Here is an 18,551-nt window from a genome sequence, read left to right as displayed (position 1 = left end):
CCCCCGAACGGCCACGCCGGCCCCCGTCTTAATCCCGTTTCGGGGGGAGTTCCGTGAAAGGTGAGGAGACTAAACAACTGGCGCGCAAAGTCGCGGAAGAGTACGGCGTACTCTTAACACCCGAAGCGCTCCGAGAGCTGGAGGATGAAGATGACGCCCCCGAGGTACTTGAGAAATCGGATGAGGTGGATCTTCCCGTGTTCACCGCTCAGCTGATCCGAGGAGAGGTGGATCCGGACTTCCTCGAGGGGATGGAAGGGGACGTTTACGAGATACTCGAAGCGGAAGAAAGTGAAGAGGAACATGAGGCGCGCCCGCGGGCGGAGCGTCCCTCCAAGTTGCCCCCTGCCGCCGAGGTCGACGCGGAGGTGGAAATCCTCGAAGAGGCACGTTCCGTGTCCGCGAATGGTAGTGTGGAGGGATTCGTGGCGCACTTCCGAGATCGTCTCGAGAAACTCCGACCACTCGTTAAAGCCAAGCTCGACGGAGAATGGGTGAAGGACATCGGAGAGCTCGTGGAGCGGGCGCGCCGTGAACCCGGGAATTACTGCGTCGCCGGAGTGGTGACGGGCCTCCGAGAGACGGAGCGCGCGTTCCTCCTCGACTTGGAGGATGAGGCGGGAAAGGTCCGGGTGGTGATCTCGAAACCTAAAGCCCCGAAAATCTCGGAGAAGGTCAGGCGCGACGTCGCCCCCGGGATGGTGATCGGCGTCAAGGGGTTCGTCAAAGTCGAGCGCGGCCCCGTGATGTTCGTCGGCGACCGGTACGGTGAGGTGACGTTACCGGGTGAGGGAGACCACAAGAGCCGAGTTCCGGCCGTGGAGGACGACGTGAAGGCCGTCTTCATCGGAGACGTGCACATCGGATCGAAGAAGTTCAGGGAGGATCTCTTCCGCAGGTTCTTGGAGTGGTTGAACGACCCGAACGACCCAGTGGCGAGCCGCGTGAAGTACGTCATAGTGACCGGAGATGTTGTCGACGGAATCGGGATATACCCGGGTCAGCGCGAGGAGCTCGAGATCGCCGATATAGACGAGCAATATCAGCGGTTCGCGGAGTACCTAGAACTCCTGCCGGACTGGGTCGAGGTGATCGTGATACCGGGGAACCACGATGCCCTCCGACAAGCGCTCCCACAGCCGAGCCTCAGCTCCTCGGATCCGGCTCAACCACTCACCGAGCTCGACGGCGTCCACCTGCCTTCCAATCCCGCACTCGTGCGGATCCACGGAGAACTAGACGTGCTCCTGTTCCACGGGCAGTCCCTGGACGATATAATCATCGACCACCCCGACGCGGAACACAACCCGGACGGGGTAAGGAAGGCCGTCAAGCTGTGCCTCCGCGCGCGTCACCTGGTACCTATATACGGAGGGTCCGTTCCGATAGCTCCCCTTCCGGAGGATTACCTCGCGATACGGAAACTTCCGCACGTCCTTGCCGTGGGACACACCCACGTGAGCGCCGTCGAGGTTTGGAACGGCTGCAACGTGATATCGACGGCCACGTTCCAAGAACAGACTGAGTTCCAGAAAAAAGTCGGAATAAGCCCCACGGTCGGCCGCGTCATCGTACTGAACATGCGTCGGGATGAGTACGAGAATCCGAAGCGTAGGTTTACGATCGTAGATCTCACCGGTTAAACACTCCGCTACGGCATCCGAACGGGGTGAAGCCGTTGGAACATCCCGAAGTCACTCGGGCCGTGATGGTGCCGTTCACCAAGGTGGCCGCCGGAATCCTGAGGTTCGCGGACATCGAGATCGTCGGTATTTGCGACTATCGGGAGGAGAAGGTCGGAAAAACTACCAAAGAGCTCGTCGGTGACGACGTTCCCGAGCTCGAGATCAGACCGATGGAGGATCTGGAGGAACTGCTCGAGGAAGCGGAGTGGCTGATATGGACCAAGGAAGTCCTCGATGAGGACGTGCACTACCTCAAATGGCGAGAGGCCGTGGACGAGGCCGTCGTGAAAGGCGTTAACGTGTACAACATGGGCCGTCTCCACATGGTCGCCCAGGATCCGAACTGGAAGTTGGAGGCCCATAAGAGGGGGGTCCAGTACTTCGACACGAGCGATCCCGAACTTTACCTGGAATACCTTCACTACGGAATGAAGGCGCGTGAGGAGGGCGTGAACGCCGACGTAGTTTCGATCGTAGGTACCGGCCGCCGTACAGGGAAGTTCACCACCTTGAACACGGCCAGGAGGATCCTGGAGGAAGAGGGTATCAACGTACGTTCGGTAGGGACCGAACCTAGCAGCCTGCTCACGGGCTCGGAGGCTATGGTGATCCCCCAGGTCCTACCGATGGCTCACGCGGCCGGTACCGTTTACGGTGCGGTGAAGAAGCTGGACGAGGAGTACGAACCCGACTTGATCCTCGTAGGTGCGCAGACAGGGGTCACCGCTGACCCGTTAGAAGTGGGTACGGGACGCGGTGGGTCTCTAGCCGCGCTCACTATCTTGCTAGGTAGCGACCCGGACCGCATGGTCGTGGCTACACGGCCGGAACTGCTTAACGGGCTTCAGGACGTCGTCGAAGTAGTCACGCTGCTCACGGGAGCGAGGGTACAATTCGTGAGCGTGAACGGCAAGGATTACTCGGAGGAAGAGGTTCGCGAGGTATGTGAAAGAATCGAGGACGAGTTCGGGCTGCCGGCAGCCGATCCGATCAAGATGGAGGAGGAGTTCCGCGACCTGGTCCTGGACCTGATCGCCCCCGGCTAATGTGGTGTGGGGAGGAGGTTCGCACACGCCAGATATGCTCGGGCGCACCGCACAACATCCTCCACTTTGACCCACTCGTCCGGTCCGTGGATGTTTCCACCACTGGGACCCAGGATCACGGCGTCTAGTCCGGCTTCATGCACCAAGTACTCGATGTCACAGTGTCCCCGTTTGAAGTCTAGCTTACCCGGTAAGCCGACCTTACGAGCGGCGATTACCGCAGCCTTAACCACCGGTGCCTCAACGTTCACAACTGTGGCCCGAGAAGCCGACTCTATACCCACACTCACCTCGAACCCCGAGGGCACAGCCCGCTTGGCGACCCTCTCGACCCGCCTCTTCACTTCCTTCGTACTCTCTCCGGGTACCGTCCTGTAATCCACGGTCATCTCACACCGCTCCGGTATAACGTTCGAAGGCCCGTCCGCTTCGATTCTGGTGACCGTTAAGTCCGACCTCACGGTGCCGATTTCCGGTAGTCTGTACTCCGTAGGCCTCAACTTGGAGAGCGCCTCCACGACGCGAGATGCGGCTTCGATAGGGTTCTTTCCCATCTCCGGGGTCGAGGCGTGGGCACTGCGACCCCGCACCGTGACTCGAAGGGTGATCCTTCCTCGATCACCCACGTGAACTCGACCGTCCGTCGGCTCACACACTATTCCGGCTCGAGCCTCCAACTCACGGGTCCTGCAGACGTGGAGGGTCCCGTTGTCCTCCTCACTACTCGACTCTTCCCCGACAGTCGCCAACAGGCCCATCGGCATCTCCTCGTAGTACCCTTGAACCACCGCCGCCGTCGCAGCCGCCAGTCCTCCCTTACAGTCGGCCGCACCGCGTCCGTACAGCTTCCCGTTGCGGATGGTGGGATCGAAGGGGTCCGTAACTTCCCACCCGTCGCCCGGAGGAACCGTGTCGAGGTGTGCGTTCAGCACCAGTCCGCTCAGGTCACCCGCGAGGACGTTGCCCATCTCGTCCACCTCGTAAGGCACGCCGTGCTCGTCTAACACTTCCGTCAGGAGGCGAGTCATCTCGTGTTCCTCTCCGGTTACACTCGGAGTGGCTACGGCATCCTTCAGGAGCCCAATCGGATCGAGCTCTAGATCGTTCACCCTCTGAAGTGCCCCCGAGGGGTTCCCGGACACACGCTTATCCGAGCCCCGCGTAAGGGATGAAGAACCTTGTTCACTATTTGAGTTTTAGAGTTCACGTATTGTGTACTCAAGCAACGTATAAACAGTTCCGGCCCAAGATCCACGGGGGAGTATCCTATGGAGGATCTGACACGGTTCGAGATCGCAAGGATCGTTGGAGCACGTGCCCTTCAGATCGCTATGGGATCACCTGTGCTGGTAGAGGTCGAAGGCGATGAGGACCCGCTGGAAATTGCTAAAAGGGAGTTCGACGAGGGCGTTGTGCCCGTCGTGGTGATCCGCAGATAGAGGGTATGCGGGGGTAAGGGAAGGTGCCGAAGGTCGTGATCGACTACGACGCGTGCGTCGGAGTATCGGAGTGTGGTGAATGTATCGAAGCCTGCCCGATGGACGTCCTCGACGAAGAGGACGACAAGCCGGTCGTCGTGAACGAGGATGACTGCACCGGCTGTGGCCTCTGCGAGCAGGCTTGTCCACACGGTGCCATCGAAGTCGAGGTGTAACCCCTCTCCCCGGACGTATCTTCCGGGGGTGACTCGATGTCCGAAAACGACGACCTGCTCGTTCCGCTGAACGACTACCTGGCGGCAGGTGTGCACATCGGTACCCAGCAGAAGACGAAGGACATGGAGCCGTTCATTTACAGGACGCGGGCCGACGGACTCCACGTCATCGACGTACGCAAGACCGATGAGCGCATCCGGATCGCGGCCAACTTCCTGTCCATGTACAACACCGACGAGATACTGGTAGTGTCCAGGCGCTACTACGGTCAGAAGCCCGTCAGCAAGTTCGCCGAGGCCACCGGGACCACCGCGATTCCGGGCAGGTTCGTGCCCGGCACATTGACGAACCCCGAGTACGATGGATACCTGGAGCCCGAGGTGATCGTCCTCACGGATCCGCGTGCGGACTTCCAGGCACTCGTCGAGGCACAGAGCGTCGGGATCCCGATCGTGGCACTGTGCGACACGGACAACTTCACGGGTAACGTGGACCTGGCGATTCCAACGAACAACAAGGGTAGGAAGGCGCTGGCCCTGGTGTACTGGCTGCTGGCCCGCGAGCTCCTGAAAAAGCTGGGTCGTCTGGAGGAAGACGAGGAGTTCGAGTACGACCCGGAGGACTTCGAGGGGCCACCTCCGCGGTGAACCGGGGTCCACGCCCCCATGACCTACGGAATCTCGAAGCACCTAGAGATAAGCGGTGAGTACAGGGATAAGCTCCTCCGGGGTGAGAAACGGGCGACGATCCGAGTGGGACGTGTTCCTGGAGCGCGACCCGGTAAGGTGGTGTACATTCACTGCGGTGGCTACGTGTACGGAAAAGTCAGGATCACGAACGTTCGAACAAAGAGAGTCAGGGATCTGACGGACGAGGATGCCAATCTCGACGGATTCGAAAACCGTGAGGAGTTGCTGAAGGCACTTCGAGATCACTACCCGAACCTCCGAGATGACGATATCGTCACCATCATCGAGTTCGAATGGGTAGAGCGCTTCGACGAACCCATCCTTTCGGAGCACCTTCCGTACGAGGGTCACGATCCCATCGAGATCGCCAAGCGGGCCCTCGAGGAGGATATCCCCCTGAGCCCACGGGATCGTGAACTATTGGAGCTCCTAGTGGAATGCGGAAGCATTCGTAAGGCCGCCAAGGCGCTGGGCGGTCTCGGAAAGCGGGACGTAATCAGGCGCGCCGTGAGAAAGGCGTTCCGACTTTTAAAGTCCCGTGGCGCGCTCAAAGGTCGAAGGTGAACCGGAAAGGTTATAATTCCTATCCGCCGGCCTTTGCGGGATAGGTAAGATAAAACCGGAAAGCGATTTCCGGGCGGTGGTCGGAAGTGGCTGGGGACGCTAAAATGGAGAAGGTAGGTCTCAGGCGAGAGCTCACCATGTTGGGTTTCATTTCAACGATTTGTTGTACCGTGATCGGAGGAGGAGTCAACGTCCTGACGTGTATGATCCAAGTCAAGGCACCGGGAGTCGGTCCTTACGTTCCGTTGGCGTTCTTGATCGGGGCCGTTCCGAGCTTGGTAGCCGGTATCGTAGCAGGAGCCCTCAGCGCGGCGGTTCCACGAGCAGGCGGTCACTACACGTACGTGAGCCGACTGTTCGACCCGTTCTTGGCATTCTTCAGCTCTTGGAGCCGATTCGTGGGCGAGATCGGAGCCTTCGTAGCGATCGCGATCGGAGACGTGGCACTGTTGGCGGCGATGTGCAAGTTCTGGGGTGCACCGGCGGCAGGGAAGTGGTTGAACGCACACACACTCGAGGTGGCGACCCTTATCATCATCTTCACGTGGCTAGTCAACGTCTTAGGAATCCGGATTTACGAGGCCGTCGTCGATGTGATGTTCTTCATCCTGCTGACGGGTTTCTTCATCGTAGTCGGGTACGGATTCGCACACTCTCCGGCCGAGTACCTCAAGGCGATCGGCGGAACGACCGCGCTGAAATCGCTGATATCTCAGGCTGGAGGACTACCGAAGGACGTAGGTACCCTCAGCGCGATATTCTCGGCGGCCGCGACGCTGGTGTTCGCGTACGTGGGCTTCGAGACGGGCACGCAGGCGGCAGGTGAAGTCAAGAAGCCGGAGAAAACCGTGTTCAGAGGCATGTTGATCGCGCTGGGGATCATCACGGCGTACTACCTGCTGTACTCGGCCGCGGTGTACCACGCCGTGCCTTGGGAGTACATCTACGCTAAGGCGGCGCTCGCCGACAAGGCGGGTAGCAACTTCACCGTCCCCGAGGCGATGGCTCCGATAATGCCGAGCGCACTCGCGGGATACGTAGCGTTCGTGGCCGCTATCGCGCTGTTAAGCGACCTGCCGCCGATGTTCCTGTCGACCAGCAGGATGACGTTCGCCTGGGCCTACGACGGGATGTTCCCGAAGGTGTTCGCTAAGGTGCACAAGAGCTTCGGTACTCCGCACTGGGCACTGACGGTCCTGATGGTAGTCTCGGTGATCCTGACGTGGGCGGTCGGTAAGTTCCTGGCGGCCGTGGACATCACGACGGTAGCGCTGCTGTTCACGTACCTGTTCATCTGTATGACCGGACTTGTCTGGAAGTTCGTAAGACCGGACATTTACGAGAAGGCCCCGTTGGGTGACAAGACCAAGAAGGCAGTCAACTGGCTGGGAGCCACCGGTACCGTGCTGAGCCTATTCTTCCTGGGTGAGATCGCCATCAGCGACCCGACGAGCTTCTACTGGTGGATCGCACTGATGGTACCGGGACCGTTCATCTTCTACTACGCGTACAACAGAACCGTGAAGAAGCTGGGCCCGGAGAAGGCCAGGGAGCGTCTAATGACTATACCTCCGGAGTAAGGGGGCTTCTCCCCCCATACGCACCGTCATCGGAACCCTCGCCGACGCACTCACCGACATGGAAGAGCGGGGCCACTCGCTCAAAGCCGCCCTCCGTAACGCCCTTCGCGGCATAGGCGGGCGTAGGCATAGATTCGTTCAAGCATTAGCCCACGAGCTCGTGCGAGTTCTGGGTAATGTGGACCTAGTTCTCAACAGAGTACTCCGGGGTTCCACGGTCGAGGACCTTCACCCGTACCTCCGCAACGCCCTACGAGTAGGCACGTGGGAGATCCACTGGCGCCGTGAGCATCCGGGGCCCGTCACTAAGGCCGTAGTGGACGTCGTCAAGGAGCGTGTCGGACCCAAGCACGCCCGTTTCGCCAACGCCATCCTCAGACAGGTGGAGCGTGTGAACCCCGAGGAAGTCATCAGTTCCATTAGGGACCCTACGGCCCGCTTCGCGGCCCGCTATAACTTCCCCAAGTGGTACGTGGAGCTCGTGCGCTCGGCCTTCGACAGCATGGACGAGTTGCGCAAGTTCCTGGAAGCCTGCAACCGGAGACCTGCCCGGTACGTTCGTGTCAATACCTTAGTGTCCGACCCTGAAGAAGTCGTGAGACGGTTGAAGCGAAGGGGGATCGAAGCAGAACGGGACCCGGACGTCCCCGATGTCCTCCGCATAAGATCCGCCGAGACACCGGTCATCAAGACCCCGGAGTTCAAGAAGGGTGAAGTGTACCCTCAGACGAAGGCCTCCGCAGCCGTCGCCCACGCCGCCGAGCCTGAGCCGGGGATGACCGTCGTCGACTTGTGTGCAGCTCCGGGTGGGAAAACCACCCATCTAGCCCAGCTGATGGAAGGCCGTGGGGAGATCATCGCAATCGACATGCACCCGAAGAGGTTCGGAACACTGAAGAAGCGGGTCAGGCAGTTCCACGCGGACGACATCGTGGAAACACTGTGCATGGACGCACGCGACGCGCCCGATCAGCTGGGTGAGGGGATTGCGGACTTAGTCCTCGTCGACCCGCCGTGCACGGGTACGGGGTCCGTCTATTCCAAGCCCGAGAAGAGGTGGGATCGGGAGACAACCGGCGAGCCGACCAAGTGGGCCCAGCTCCAGTGGGAGCTCCTGAAGGTCGCCGTGAGGCTGCTGAAGCCGGGCGGCAGGATAGTGTACTCCACGTGTTCGATCACGCTCACCGAGAACGAGCGCCTGATCGAACGTCTCGTCCGGCGCTACCGGGGTCTCGAGCTCGTGGATGTTCCTCTGGAATGGGCTTCACCCGGTGTAAGGATGCCGGAGGCCCGCAGGATCTGGCCACATCGCCACGATACCGACGGTTTCTTCGTGGCCCGAGTCGAGGCGTGATGAGGCCCGTCGCTGGTGACATTCGGATGATCGAAGGCCCCCTACCGCGGCGGCTGAACCTGCCGATGAGGATACGCCCCCACAGGGCGACCGATGACCGAAACGGCGGTGTCCGAGGCCGGGATGACCTGTCGGGTGGGGCCCGACGCGAGATGGGGAGGCGCCCCTTGGGGGACCGAGATCAGAACCGCATCCGCATCGGCACGTACGCGGGTTCTCCACCCACGACCTTCGCCAGGTACGCGGATTCCGAGAGCCCCGTACAATGGCACGCGTAAACCTCTCGGACCCCGTACTCCCGGAACAGCTCGGCAGTCCGCTCGAGTTCCTCCTCGGGGGCACCCATCAGATGTAGGCCGCCGATCACCGTCTTCGGCTCGTACTCGCCCAGCAGCTCCTCCAGGTCGAAGTGACAGCATCCTATCAGCGCAACGTCCCCGACGATCAACGCCTGTTCTGGCATCGGTCTGCCCTCGTACTCTCCCTCGAACGTCCGCGTCACGACCACGTCGTCGTCGAGAGTCTCCTCACCGCCGCCGGGTCGGTGAACGGTTCCCTCGACGGCCTCCAAACCGCCCGTGTGGTCCCAGTGCTCGTGAGAGATCACCACGTGGTCGAAGCTCGCGTCGAACCCTGCCAGCCTCAGATTGTTCGCCAGCGTATTCGCGGAAGGACCCGTGTCGAAGAGTATCAGCGAGCTGTCGGTTTCCACGATGATCGCCAGGCCGTGCCGGGCGACGTAGGGATCACGGACCATACCGACCCGGTTGTCCACCACGATGGTGATCTCGACCATCCGACGGAACCCCCTACTGTACTAGACCGCGGAACACACCGCCGTCCGACCTGATGTGGAGATGCGTGTACGAGGCTACCGTGTTCCCCTTAACGAGCCCGTCCAGGCCCTCTCTTACCCCAGTCCCTCGTGAGAGCCTGTACGCGTACTCCAGATCCTCCCTAACGTCCACGACGGAGTAGTGGAACTCGTGACCCCGGATTTCGGATCCGGAGGGCGCGAACGGGTGCGCGTCGGTCACACGACCTTCGACGTATCCCAGCGCGGCCAACCGTTCCCGCATTCGTGCCACCGCGTCGAACACTCCCACCATATCGTGACGATCGCCGTCCGCGTCCACTACCTCGGAGCACAGGTACATCAGTCCTCCGCACTCTCCCAGGATCCTGCCTCCCTCCTCGTGGAACTCCAGGAGGTCCCTCATCAACCGGTCGTCGAGGTTATCGGCGTACACTTCGGGGTACCCGCCAGGGATGTACACGGCGTCGACGTCCGGAAGCCGATCCTTCTCCGGATCCACCGGCACGACCTCCGCGGATTCCGCTAGGAAGCGTAAGTTCTCCCGGTAATAGAAGGTGAACACGCGACCCGAGATTACCGCCACCTTGGTCTCGACGCGCTCCGGTTCGGGTGGTGGACTGGGCTCGACCGAGGGCCCTTCGACTTCCAGCTCCCGAAGCGCGTCGAGGTCCACGTGCTCGGCGACGACCTCGCCCCAGTACTCCGCCACCCGCTCGGCGAACTCGTTGCGCTCGTCCGCCGGGATGAGACCCAGATGCCTGTCCGGTATGACGGCATCCTCGAGCCTGGGGATTACCCCGAACACCCGAACATCTGGACAGTAACGCCTCAGCGCTGTGATCAGCAGCCGCTCGTGACGCTCGCTTCCGACCCTGTTGAGGATCACCCCTTCGAGTCGGGTCCCGATCTCATGGGCCATGTCCCGGAACCCGCGGACCTCGGCTGCGACCGTCGTAGCATAACTCCTACAGTCCACCACCAGAACCACCGGGACGCCCAAAAGGGCCGCTACGTGGGCGGTGCTCCCCTCGACGGTGCCTTCCCCGTGCCCGTCGAACATCCCCATCACGCCTTCAATGACCGCCGCATCGCATCTCCGGGTGTACCTCCCGAAAGCGTCCACCACGCCGCTCTCTCCCATCATCCAGACGTCCAGGTTGAACGCCTCTAGGCCAGCCGCGACTTCCAAGTACGTGGGATCTATGTAATCGGGACCGACCTTAAAGGGACGCACTCGGGTTCCCTCCTCGCGTAACGCCCTCACCAACCCGATCGAGAGCGAAGTTTTACCGCAGCCGCTGCGAACTCCAGCGATGGCTACGGCTAGCATCGAGATCCCCCGGGTGACTCCGCGATTCGATGGCTACGTGCTCCTTGGAGGTTTCGGGCGATATACGCCACATGAATCCTAATGACAACGTATCCCATCAGCATGTGATGTGGAATCGCTCCGCGTAAAAAATATGGCGATTGAACGCCAGGGGGACCTGGATGAGTACTGACGAAATAACTGTCAACATAGGTTCACAAGCTCGCTCCTGTAAGGTCTAAATAGAATGGGATCCATCAAAACATATGATTACAAATATATCATACGACGATCCCTTAGAAGTTCACACTTCTGCGAACATCGTACGAATTAAGGTTGCCAATCGGAGTCTAAAGCTGAACGATCGTTTGATCTTAAGTAAGTTAAACATCGGGGATACGATAAGGATTGTTCCAACTGAAAACAAAGTGTTAATAAATGCTAAATCAGAGACGACTACTGAAACATACGAGTTTAAAAGGAACGATAAAATTGCCTTAACCGCCTCTGAAGGACTGTACGAGGTAAGTATTGAGATTGGGTTCGATTTGAAAATAAATAAGATAAAATCTGAACATTTTATAATTGAGGAAATCGTTAATAAAGGTTTGGGCACTAACGTTCCATTGGCTAGTATAAGTTCAAAACATTTAAAATATAAGGTTCTTGTTGATAATATTAAACTTCCTGAAGGGGATAAAGTCACGACAAAGACCTTGGCATTTAAATTTTCGAATAACGATACTATCGATATTGAAGTTAGGAATAATAAGTTACTAGTAAATGGTAAAGTTCTGATGAAGGTTACTGGTGATGTACCTGGTGATATTGTTGTAAATATTAGGGTGGTTGATACATTCATTCATGGGAAAATTAAGTTATGGTGTTATTACGACGGGTGTTTGAAAACACGTAATATTGAAACTTTCGGTAGTGTGGTAGTAATTAGTGATGATGGGGATTGGACTATAATAAACTTAGAGGATAGAATCTTACTGTATGATAGTGATAATGGAATATTTGAAATTAAGTTAGAAAATGAGTACATTAATGTTAGACGTTGGGACGTAATTAAACGTAAATGGGGGTCAGTGCGGAAGGTTCGAGTAAACGATTTTGATTTCGAAGATATTGTGCCGAATAAATATAGACTAGCTATCGTAGGAATGATGGAGATTCAGCTTCCAGGGAATAATAAAAAGATACTATATTCTATCCTTAAGGATCTTGCTTCGATTAAATGTGAGGTTACAGAGAATGGGTGTAGTGTAGTAGCTGAGTCCGATGGTACTCCTCCTCTAAAATTAGGGGATATTGAAAATCCCATTAAAGGAATAGAGGCCAATATCGATGAGGAGGGCAGAATAATTGTGAGCGCTTCGGATAAACCTGTATATAAACCTTTGTATACAGGTATGGAGACGGTTACTTTACGGGTAAGTCCAATACCGGTGGAAGTTAAAGTTAATGGTGAGAATGTGCCTATAATTGGCCTTCCGGTTATCTCAGACTTGAGTGGCACCCTACAAGTTGCTATAACTAAGGATACGATATTGGCGGGTTTTATCGACGGTGAAGGGGCGTTCAGGTGGTTGGGAGTGTACAAAGAGTGAAGTCGGTTCCTGAGTTTCGAATTGGATACCTACATTGGGACGAACTCCACGGTTACGAGCTCGGCGGCAGATATCTCTCGGCGGATCCCCTCCACGATCCGTTTCCTGACGGTATCGAGTTCCCGGAGGCGTGCCTCCGGATCCGCGGCTACGAAAACGTCGAAATGGTAAGCCGGACCCATCTTCCTGCCGCGCACCGCGATGAGTTCCACGTCAAAATCGACGTCTTGGAGTGTGTTCTCCACGATCTCGTGAACGCGCTCGAGTAGTTCGTCCTCGGGGGCCACATCCATAAGCTCGTGGACGCTCTCCCAGCACAGTTCCAGACCCATGTGCGCGATCATCAGCGAGACTACGAGTGCGGCACCAGGATCCGCCCACGGATACCCCAAGAGTGCCCCGGCGATACCGACGCTAGCCGCCACCGAGGATAGGGCGTCACTACGGTGGTGCTTAGCGTCCGCTTTCAGCGCCGAGCTCCCGACGCGTTCGGCCAGCCGCAGGGTGTATCGGTACATACCTTCCTTAGCTGCCACGGTTCCAAGGGCCACTACTAAAGGCAGTGTGGAAGTCGGTGGCTCTGGGTTACGGAGGCGCATCAGCGACTCCCAGAGCAGTAGAAGACCCGTGAACGTGACCATCATGGAGACTCCCAGTCCTGCGAGGGCTTCGGCCTTGTAGTGACCGTACATGTGGCGGGCGTCCGGCGGTTTCCGGGCGACCTTGGCGCCCAAAAGTACCATCACGGAAGATACGGTGTCCCCCAGGGAATGAACGCCGTCGGAAACCAGCGCCCAACTGCTGGCGATATGTCCTATTGCTATCTTGAGAACCGATAGGAGGATGTTTCCGTAGATTCCGATCAGCGCACCTCTACGAACTTCCTGAAGACGCTCCTCGACGCCGCTCAACGCCTCACCCCGAGGAGCGAGACCAGTGTTATCGCCGCCGCCATGAGAGTGGCGAACCTCCAACCGTCGAGTCCCGCGGACAGGATCGCACCCACTATCGTCTGATTCACGGCGTAACCCACTCCTATTGCCGTGGAAACGGCCCGAACTCCCCTACCTCCACCGCTGTAGACGTTGGCCGCATAGTACATGAGGCCTGTGGCGGTTCCGGCCGCGAGCACGCTCGCTAGCGAGTAACCGAGAGCAGCGCTGACCACGCAAAGTACGACCGCCAGCAGCGTCGACTCGAGTTCACCGAGCCGGGGTCCTAGGAGTTGAGCTACTCCTCCAACCGCTGTCATCATGGCGATTACGAGCCCGTAATCACCTCCATATTTGGGAGCAAGAAGTGTGATGGCGGAGTTAGGGAGCGTCGAGGCTAGCGTAAGTGCGAGTGCAGCTCCGAACGCTACCGGATACCCGTGGTATGCGCTCACGTCTTCCTGTGATTGGATCCTCAACGTCAAGAGCGGGAGACCGAAGACAGCGGCGAGTGCGCTGAGGACCGAGCAAATCCCGAACGGGTCCCGTACGTGGGAGGAGGCCAGATAGCCGACGATGAAACCGACGTTGGACCAGAAGTTGTTTTTGGACACCGCGGAACGTCCCAACTGCAGTGCGGCGGCCACGTTGGCGGGAAAGGAGAACCCCGAACAGACCCCCTGAAGAGCTCGGGCGAAGGCCAGTGATGCCACCGAATCGTGAACGAAGAAAGGTAGAAGGGCCCAGCCGTAGCCGAGACACCCTAAGCATATGGGAAGGCCAGCCCGAACCCCCTCCAGAAGGCTCGTTGAAGCCAAGGAAGTGATCGTCATCGTGATCGAGAACGTCGATAGGACTAGGCTGGCCGTGAACTCGTCCCCGCCATGCCTGTACACGTACACCGGTACGTTCGGGAGTACCAGAGCGGCTGCCGCCGAAATCACCGCTGAGTTGACGTAGAGGGACCAATGGACGACGGACACCGCTACCCCGGAGATATCCCCTCGTCGTGCGGAAAAAACCTTCACGGCGGGTGAACGAGGTGTCCGTGGTGAACCTGCGGGAGGAGGCTCGGAAGCTGGAGGAGGAACTGTCCGGACTTTTAGGACGTCCAGTCCGGGTCCCCGTGGTGGAAGTCTTCGTCCGTCGATGTGGGTGCCGGGGGATCGTCCTCTACGTCAAGGGTCTCACCCTGGACGATATCGAAGTCCTAGGAGAGCTGCTGTCGGACGCGCTCTCGCGGCTCGGTGATGGATGTCCCGTAGCGGAGCTCCGACGTATAGGGCCGGAGGTGCGCTCGCTGATGCTACTCGAGGCGTGTGACGAGCATCCACCGGACGAGGATCCGTCCCTCCTCCCCCTGCGCTAGCGTTTCAGGTGTATTCCGTGTCCCGGTATCACCACCGGATATGACAGAACCTTCCTGAGGGACTCCTCCGCGAGTTCGCGGTCCCAACTGATCGCCGGCGGTACGCGTTCCAACGCGTTATCCGGAGTTGGACACGCGTCCCCGGCGATCACGATCCGGTCCTCCACGACTACGGATATATGGCCGGGGGTATGACCCGGGGTCTCGATGACCTCGACACCTTCGGGCGGGTCGAACGAGTCGACGGGATCCACATCGACGGGGATCGATCCGGCCTCCCTCTCGTGCGCGTAGAACTCCGGGTGGAACGTCTCGGCGATCGCCCGGGCGTTGCCTACGTGATCCTGATGTCCGTGGGTGAAGACGACGGCGTCGACGCCGTACGGCTCGAGATCGCGGATCAATCCTTTCGGATCCTCACCTCCGGTGTCCACCAACAGGTTCATCTCCTCCGTGAGGATAAGAGTAGACGACGAGTCGGCCTCTAGCACGCCGCCGGACGCTGATCGGACGAGTCTACCTTTCCGCACGACCACTACCACTGTCATCGGCCGTAGTCCCCCTCGTACCGACCCGCGTCTTCCGCCCGGAGGAACACGGCCTGAACGACTCGTTCTCCATGGGCTATCCGGTACGGTGCCGCGTGGTGGTTGACGGCGAGGACCCTGATCTTGCCCCTGAAACCCGGATCGCCGAGGGCCGTGTGCACGGAAACACCGGATCTCAACAGGGTAGACCGCGGGAGGAATAAGACGGCAGTATCCTCGGGAATCTCGAGCTCGGGCGCCAGTTCGAGTACGTAAGGGACGTTCGGTTCGAGCTCGAATACTCCACCTTCGGTTTCGACCTCGCGGTACTCCGGCAGCCGCTTATCGTCGCCCTCCAACAGAGCCCCCCGGCCCTCGAGGCGGAAAACTCTATCCAGCTTGAGATCGATGCCGGCCGGCTGGTACTGGTCCTCGTCCAAGTCGGGGAATAGATCCCGAAGTACGTACTCTCCCAAGATCACTCGTTCAGCGCCCCCTTCACGACCCACACGGTCTGAGAGGATGCTAGTAGCAGGCGTCCGGTAGGGGTGCTCTCTAGGTCTCGGACCCGCGGTCCCAGCGAGGACGTCAGAGACCTCGCTTCCTCCAGGAGGTCCTCCACGACGTCGGGCTTCAGGGTCTCTCGGAGCAGTGGTTCGACATCATCCCCCGCCCACGCCGGGAACAGTTTCCATAGTTCATCCATCTCCACTTCTCGGCGACGTAACATGAGCGTGGACGTCGCCTTGAACGTGCGCGGATACCCTAGTTCGACCAGGTAACGGTGAAGATCGTCGAGGTCCCCAAACCCCACCAACCCTACGGCGCCTCCCCGGACACCTTTCAGGAAGAGCGCGAACGTTCGTGTACACAGTGCGAGGACGTCCGAGGTTTCAAACGGTCGATGTTCGTCCATCTCTACCTCGGCACCAGCTCTTCGAAGGTCCTCTTCCGGGCAAGGACCCGTCCACGAGACCGTAGGCGGTCGGAGTGAGGAGCGGACGGCCCTGAGTAACGGCCGTTTCAGCAGCTCGGCTAGCGACTCGCTGTCGGTGTACACTCGTATAACGTCCGGTGTCTTGATCCAACGCCAGACGCTCCGGAGGTCTTCAGAGGTGATCGTGAACGGATGCGCCAGAGGGAACAACGCCAGCACGTCGGCTCACCCCTCTCCTCTCCGCGAGCTTCGTTTCGGCTTCACCGGCCTGAACACCTCGAAGAATCGACGTGGATTCTTCAGCGACCGTCCGTCTCGCGGCTTGATGATCACTCGATTCCCGGTTAACGTCGACGCGATCATCCCTCCATCTTCCCTCCAACCGTGGAACACGACTACTTCGCCTTTCGATAACCCCGTCGTGATGGCGTTAGGGTCCTTAACTTGTAGCATCGTCCCTTCTTCCAACTCCTCCGGATTGCGTATTGGCAGTCTGGAGTAGTCGCCGAACCTTCGAGAGCCGCCTCCAAAAGCCGTGACGACGGCCCGTCTGACCCCCTCACGATCCACGCGCTTCTTCACCCTACGACCAAGTTGTCCGCGACGTGCGATCGCGAGCGCCGCCACTCCGTGATCTCGGAGGTCCCTGGATCGGACGTTCTCAAGCTTACCCGACGATAACCTGTACACGGCTTCCTTCGTTGTCTCACGCTCGTCGACTAACACGATCTCGGCCTCGGGGAGCACGTCCCCTAAGGCCTCGACAGCCACGTCGTGACCGGGTCCGTTGCCGACGTACACGAGGTTCGGTTCTTCTCGGTCCGCTAGGAACATCTTCAGTGTACGTCTCAGCTCTTCCACCTTGGCGTCACGGGTGTGCCCGGTCAGCTTGACGGAGGTGACGTCACAAGGACCTCTCCTGGGGATGTACGCGATCCCGAAGTTCACCTCGCCCGGATCTACGGACAGTATCGGGCCGCCCGCACCTGCGGACGAGAGCAATCGTATTCTGGCCCGTCCCGACGTCTCCGTCATGAGATCGCTCACGAGCTCGTTGAGCCGTGGCGCAGGCACTATCGCCTTGATCGAGGACTCGTCCGATTCGATGACTTGCCCCTCGTGCTTGTACACCAAGGAGGCGGCCTTCCCGACGTTGTCTACCTCGATAAGGACGTTCTCGATGGGGTACAGTTCGAAGATCCCGGCCTCTTCAATCGCCGCCGCGATCGCCTCCGCCAGGGCTTCGGGAGGGGATTCGCCCTCGGAAAGTATGTTCACGACGAGTCCGTCCAGTCCGAGCTCCTCCGCGACTAGATGGGCCGTAGTGACCTCCTTCGTGGTGGCACGATCCTTACCCCGCTTGAACACTCGAACACCCTCAGAGGCCCTTGGGAGCACCTCGACCTCGACCGGACCGAAGCGACCCACCGCCCTTCCACCGACGGTTTTCACTCCCTCGAACTCCCTGGACGTAACCTCCACCTGGATTCCCGCTTCCTCGAGCTCCGAGCGGATCTTGTCGAACTGTACGTCACCGAGACACGAGATCTTAACGCGGCGTTCGTCGATGATCTCGGTTTCGACCCCGAGATTCCGCCTTTCTATGTCTTCGAGTACCTCCCGGGCCTTCCTCAGGTCGTCTACCTCGACCGTGTACCGGACGCAAGGGCGCACGTCCTCGGGGTTCTCGACCCTGTACCCTCCTGTCTCCGTGAGAAGGACTCCCGCTTCCGGCGCACGGTCCATCGCGGCCAGCACCACGTCACCCGGCCGAGCCTCTCGCACTCGTTTCTCGTCCGGAGAAAGGAGGGCCCGAATCCTGTAGACCTCCCCCTCGTATCGGAGCTCGTCCCCGGGTTTCAGAGTACCCGCACGTACCACGCCGGTAGCTACCGAACCGAGTCCTTCCCGTTCCCCGACGTCGACGACGAGGAAAGCCGTCCCCTCGTCTGGGTCTCCCCATCCGCGCGGTTCGATGTGTTCCACGATAGCGTCCAGTAAGTCCTCGATTCCCTCACCCGTTTTGGCTGAGGTGGGGACGGCAGTCACGGGTTCAAGCCCTCGTTCTTTGACTTCTTTGACTACCCGCTCGAAGTCCGCCCCCTCCTTGTCCATCTTGTTCACCGCTAGGACCACTGGCAGCCCGAGCTCATTCGCCTCCTCGATGATGACCTCCGTCCTGGCCTGCACGCCGTCGTCGGCCGCCACCACGAGCACTAAGCCGTCCGACACTAACAGCGCCTTACCCACTTCCTCCCTGAAGTCCGAGTGTCCCGGCGTGTCAATGAAGCGTATCTCTACACCTTTCCATTCCGTCGGTATCACCTTCATGACCGCGGTGATTCCACGGCTGAGTTCGAACTCCTCCTTGTCAGGAAACTCCCCGGTGATACGCTCGAGCAGCGAGGATTTACCGTGGTCCACGTGACCGGCGATCGCGACATTGATGCGTCTCTTCACCGCGGTGCCCCTCA

General features: G+C 59.1%; 19 protein-coding genes. 10 read left to right on the top strand and 9 right to left on the bottom strand.

Annotated features, from left to right (window positions below; translation table 11 throughout):
* Positions 1 to 53 precede the first annotated feature (53 nt).
* The gene (locus MK_RS08445; RefSeq protein ID WP_011019951.1) at positions 54 to 1,643 is read left to right on the top strand and encodes a DNA-directed DNA polymerase II small subunit; all 1,590 of its coding nucleotides are present in this window, start codon (positions 54 to 56) and stop codon (positions 1,641 to 1,643) included.
* Positions 1,644 to 1,678: 35 nt separating this feature from the next.
* Positions 1,679 to 2,731: a DUF1611 domain-containing protein gene (locus MK_RS08440; protein WP_148679855.1), complete on the top strand. Its 1,053-nt coding sequence runs from the start codon at positions 1,679 to 1,681 to the stop codon at positions 2,729 to 2,731.
* Here the strand turns inward: MK_RS08440 and MK_RS08435 are convergent.
* The gene (locus MK_RS08435) at positions 2,728 to 3,840 is read right to left on the bottom strand and encodes a M20 family metallopeptidase (RefSeq protein ID WP_148679854.1); all 1,113 of its coding nucleotides are present in this window, start codon (positions 3,838 to 3,840) and stop codon (positions 2,728 to 2,730) included. The two genes, MK_RS08440 and MK_RS08435, sit on opposite strands and share 4 nt — an antisense overlap.
* Before the next feature lie 159 nt (positions 3,841 to 3,999).
* Between MK_RS08435 and MK_RS08430 the strand changes: the two genes are divergently transcribed.
* From MK_RS08430 to MK_RS08405, 6 genes are all read left to right on the top strand, one after another.
* A complete protein-coding gene (locus MK_RS08430) occupies positions 4,000 to 4,170 on the top strand; it encodes a DNA-directed RNA polymerase subunit K (RefSeq protein WP_011019948.1) in 171 nt (56 codons plus the stop codon).
* 23 nt (positions 4,171 to 4,193) lie between these two features.
* Positions 4,194 to 4,385, top strand: a complete 192-nt coding sequence (locus tag MK_RS08425; RefSeq protein ID WP_011019947.1) for an ATP-binding protein — start codon at positions 4,194 to 4,196, stop codon at positions 4,383 to 4,385.
* A gap of 36 nt (positions 4,386 to 4,421) precedes the next feature.
* Positions 4,422 to 5,033, top strand: coding sequence for a 30S ribosomal protein S2 (rpsB, locus tag MK_RS08420; protein ID WP_011019946.1), 612 nt, complete (start codon positions 4,422 to 4,424; stop codon positions 5,031 to 5,033).
* 18 nt (positions 5,034 to 5,051) lie between these two features.
* The gene (locus MK_RS08415) at positions 5,052 to 5,639 is read left to right on the top strand and encodes an ASCH domain-containing protein (protein ID WP_011019945.1); all 588 of its coding nucleotides are present in this window, start codon (positions 5,052 to 5,054) and stop codon (positions 5,637 to 5,639) included.
* A gap of 104 nt (positions 5,640 to 5,743) precedes the next feature.
* On the top strand, positions 5,744 to 7,219 hold the full coding sequence (locus MK_RS08410; RefSeq protein WP_011019944.1) for an APC family permease: 1,476 nt from the start codon (positions 5,744 to 5,746) through the stop codon (positions 7,217 to 7,219).
* Between the two features lie 16 nt (positions 7,220 to 7,235).
* Positions 7,236 to 8,573 (top strand): RsmB/NOP family class I SAM-dependent RNA methyltransferase, encoded by a 1,338-nt coding sequence (locus MK_RS08405; RefSeq protein WP_335316701.1) that lies wholly within the window; start codon positions 7,236 to 7,238, stop codon positions 8,571 to 8,573.
* A 181-nt stretch (positions 8,574 to 8,754) separates the two neighbouring features.
* Here the strand turns inward: MK_RS08405 and MK_RS08400 are convergent, their stop codons facing one another.
* Together MK_RS08400 and MK_RS08395 are read right to left on the bottom strand one after the other, a co-directional pair.
* Entirely contained in the window at positions 8,755 to 9,369 is a 615-nt protein-coding gene (locus MK_RS08400) for an MBL fold metallo-hydrolase (protein ID WP_011019942.1), read from the bottom strand.
* 13 nt (positions 9,370 to 9,382) lie between these two features.
* Positions 9,383 to 10,720: a cobyrinate a,c-diamide synthase gene (locus MK_RS08395; RefSeq protein WP_011019941.1), complete on the bottom strand. Its 1,338-nt coding sequence runs from the start codon at positions 10,718 to 10,720 to the stop codon at positions 9,383 to 9,385.
* 347 nt (positions 10,721 to 11,067) lie between these two features.
* Here MK_RS08395 and MK_RS08390 point away from each other — a divergent pair, with 347 nt between their 5' ends.
* A complete protein-coding gene (locus MK_RS08390; protein ID WP_148679853.1) occupies positions 11,068 to 12,312 on the top strand; it encodes a hypothetical protein in 1,245 nt (414 codons plus the stop codon).
* 29 nt (positions 12,313 to 12,341) lie between these two features.
* On the opposite strand, the gene MK_RS08385 is transcribed toward MK_RS08390, so the two are convergent.
* A complete protein-coding gene (locus MK_RS08385; protein WP_011019938.1) occupies positions 12,342 to 13,223 on the bottom strand; it encodes a cation diffusion facilitator family transporter in 882 nt (293 codons plus the stop codon).
* The gene (locus MK_RS08380; protein WP_011019937.1) at positions 13,220 to 14,227 is read right to left on the bottom strand and encodes an MFS transporter; all 1,008 of its coding nucleotides are present in this window, start codon (positions 14,225 to 14,227) and stop codon (positions 13,220 to 13,222) included. The genes MK_RS08385 and MK_RS08380 overlap by 4 nt, the downstream gene beginning before the upstream one ends.
* Before the next feature lie 59 nt (positions 14,228 to 14,286).
* On the opposite strand from MK_RS08380, the gene MK_RS08375 reads away from it, so the two are divergent.
* The gene (locus tag MK_RS08375; RefSeq protein ID WP_011019936.1) at positions 14,287 to 14,613 is read left to right on the top strand and encodes a DUF5402 family protein; all 327 of its coding nucleotides are present in this window, start codon (positions 14,287 to 14,289) and stop codon (positions 14,611 to 14,613) included.
* Here the strand turns inward: MK_RS08375 and MK_RS08370 are convergent.
* Genes MK_RS08370 through MK_RS08355 form a run of 4 tightly spaced genes read right to left on the bottom strand, consistent with a single transcriptional unit; the run spans position 14,610 to position 18,537 of the window.
* On the bottom strand, positions 14,610 to 15,161 hold the full coding sequence (locus MK_RS08370) for an MBL fold metallo-hydrolase (protein WP_011019935.1): 552 nt from the start codon (positions 15,159 to 15,161) through the stop codon (positions 14,610 to 14,612). The two genes, MK_RS08375 and MK_RS08370, sit on opposite strands and share 4 nt — an antisense overlap.
* On the bottom strand, positions 15,158 to 15,622 hold the full coding sequence (locus MK_RS08365) for a dCTP deaminase domain-containing protein (protein WP_011019934.1): 465 nt from the start codon (positions 15,620 to 15,622) through the stop codon (positions 15,158 to 15,160). Before MK_RS08365 ends, MK_RS08370 begins: the two co-directional genes overlap by 4 nt.
* Complete coding sequence (locus MK_RS08360; RefSeq protein WP_011019933.1) at positions 15,619 to 16,296, bottom strand: hypothetical protein; 678 nt, start codon at positions 16,294 to 16,296, stop codon at positions 15,619 to 15,621. The genes MK_RS08365 and MK_RS08360 overlap by 4 nt, the downstream gene beginning before the upstream one ends.
* A gap of 6 nt (positions 16,297 to 16,302) precedes the next feature.
* Complete coding sequence (locus MK_RS08355) at positions 16,303 to 18,537, bottom strand: GTP-binding protein (RefSeq protein WP_011019932.1); 2,235 nt, start codon at positions 18,535 to 18,537, stop codon at positions 16,303 to 16,305.
* Between the last annotated feature and the right edge of the window lie 14 nt (positions 18,538 to 18,551).

Source organism: Methanopyrus kandleri AV19 (assembly GCF_000007185.1).
GTDB classification, from domain to species: domain Archaea; phylum JAADCQ01; class Methanopyri; order Methanopyrales; family Methanopyraceae; genus Methanopyrus; species Methanopyrus kandleri.
This window is presented reverse-complemented; position numbering and strand designations above follow the sequence as displayed.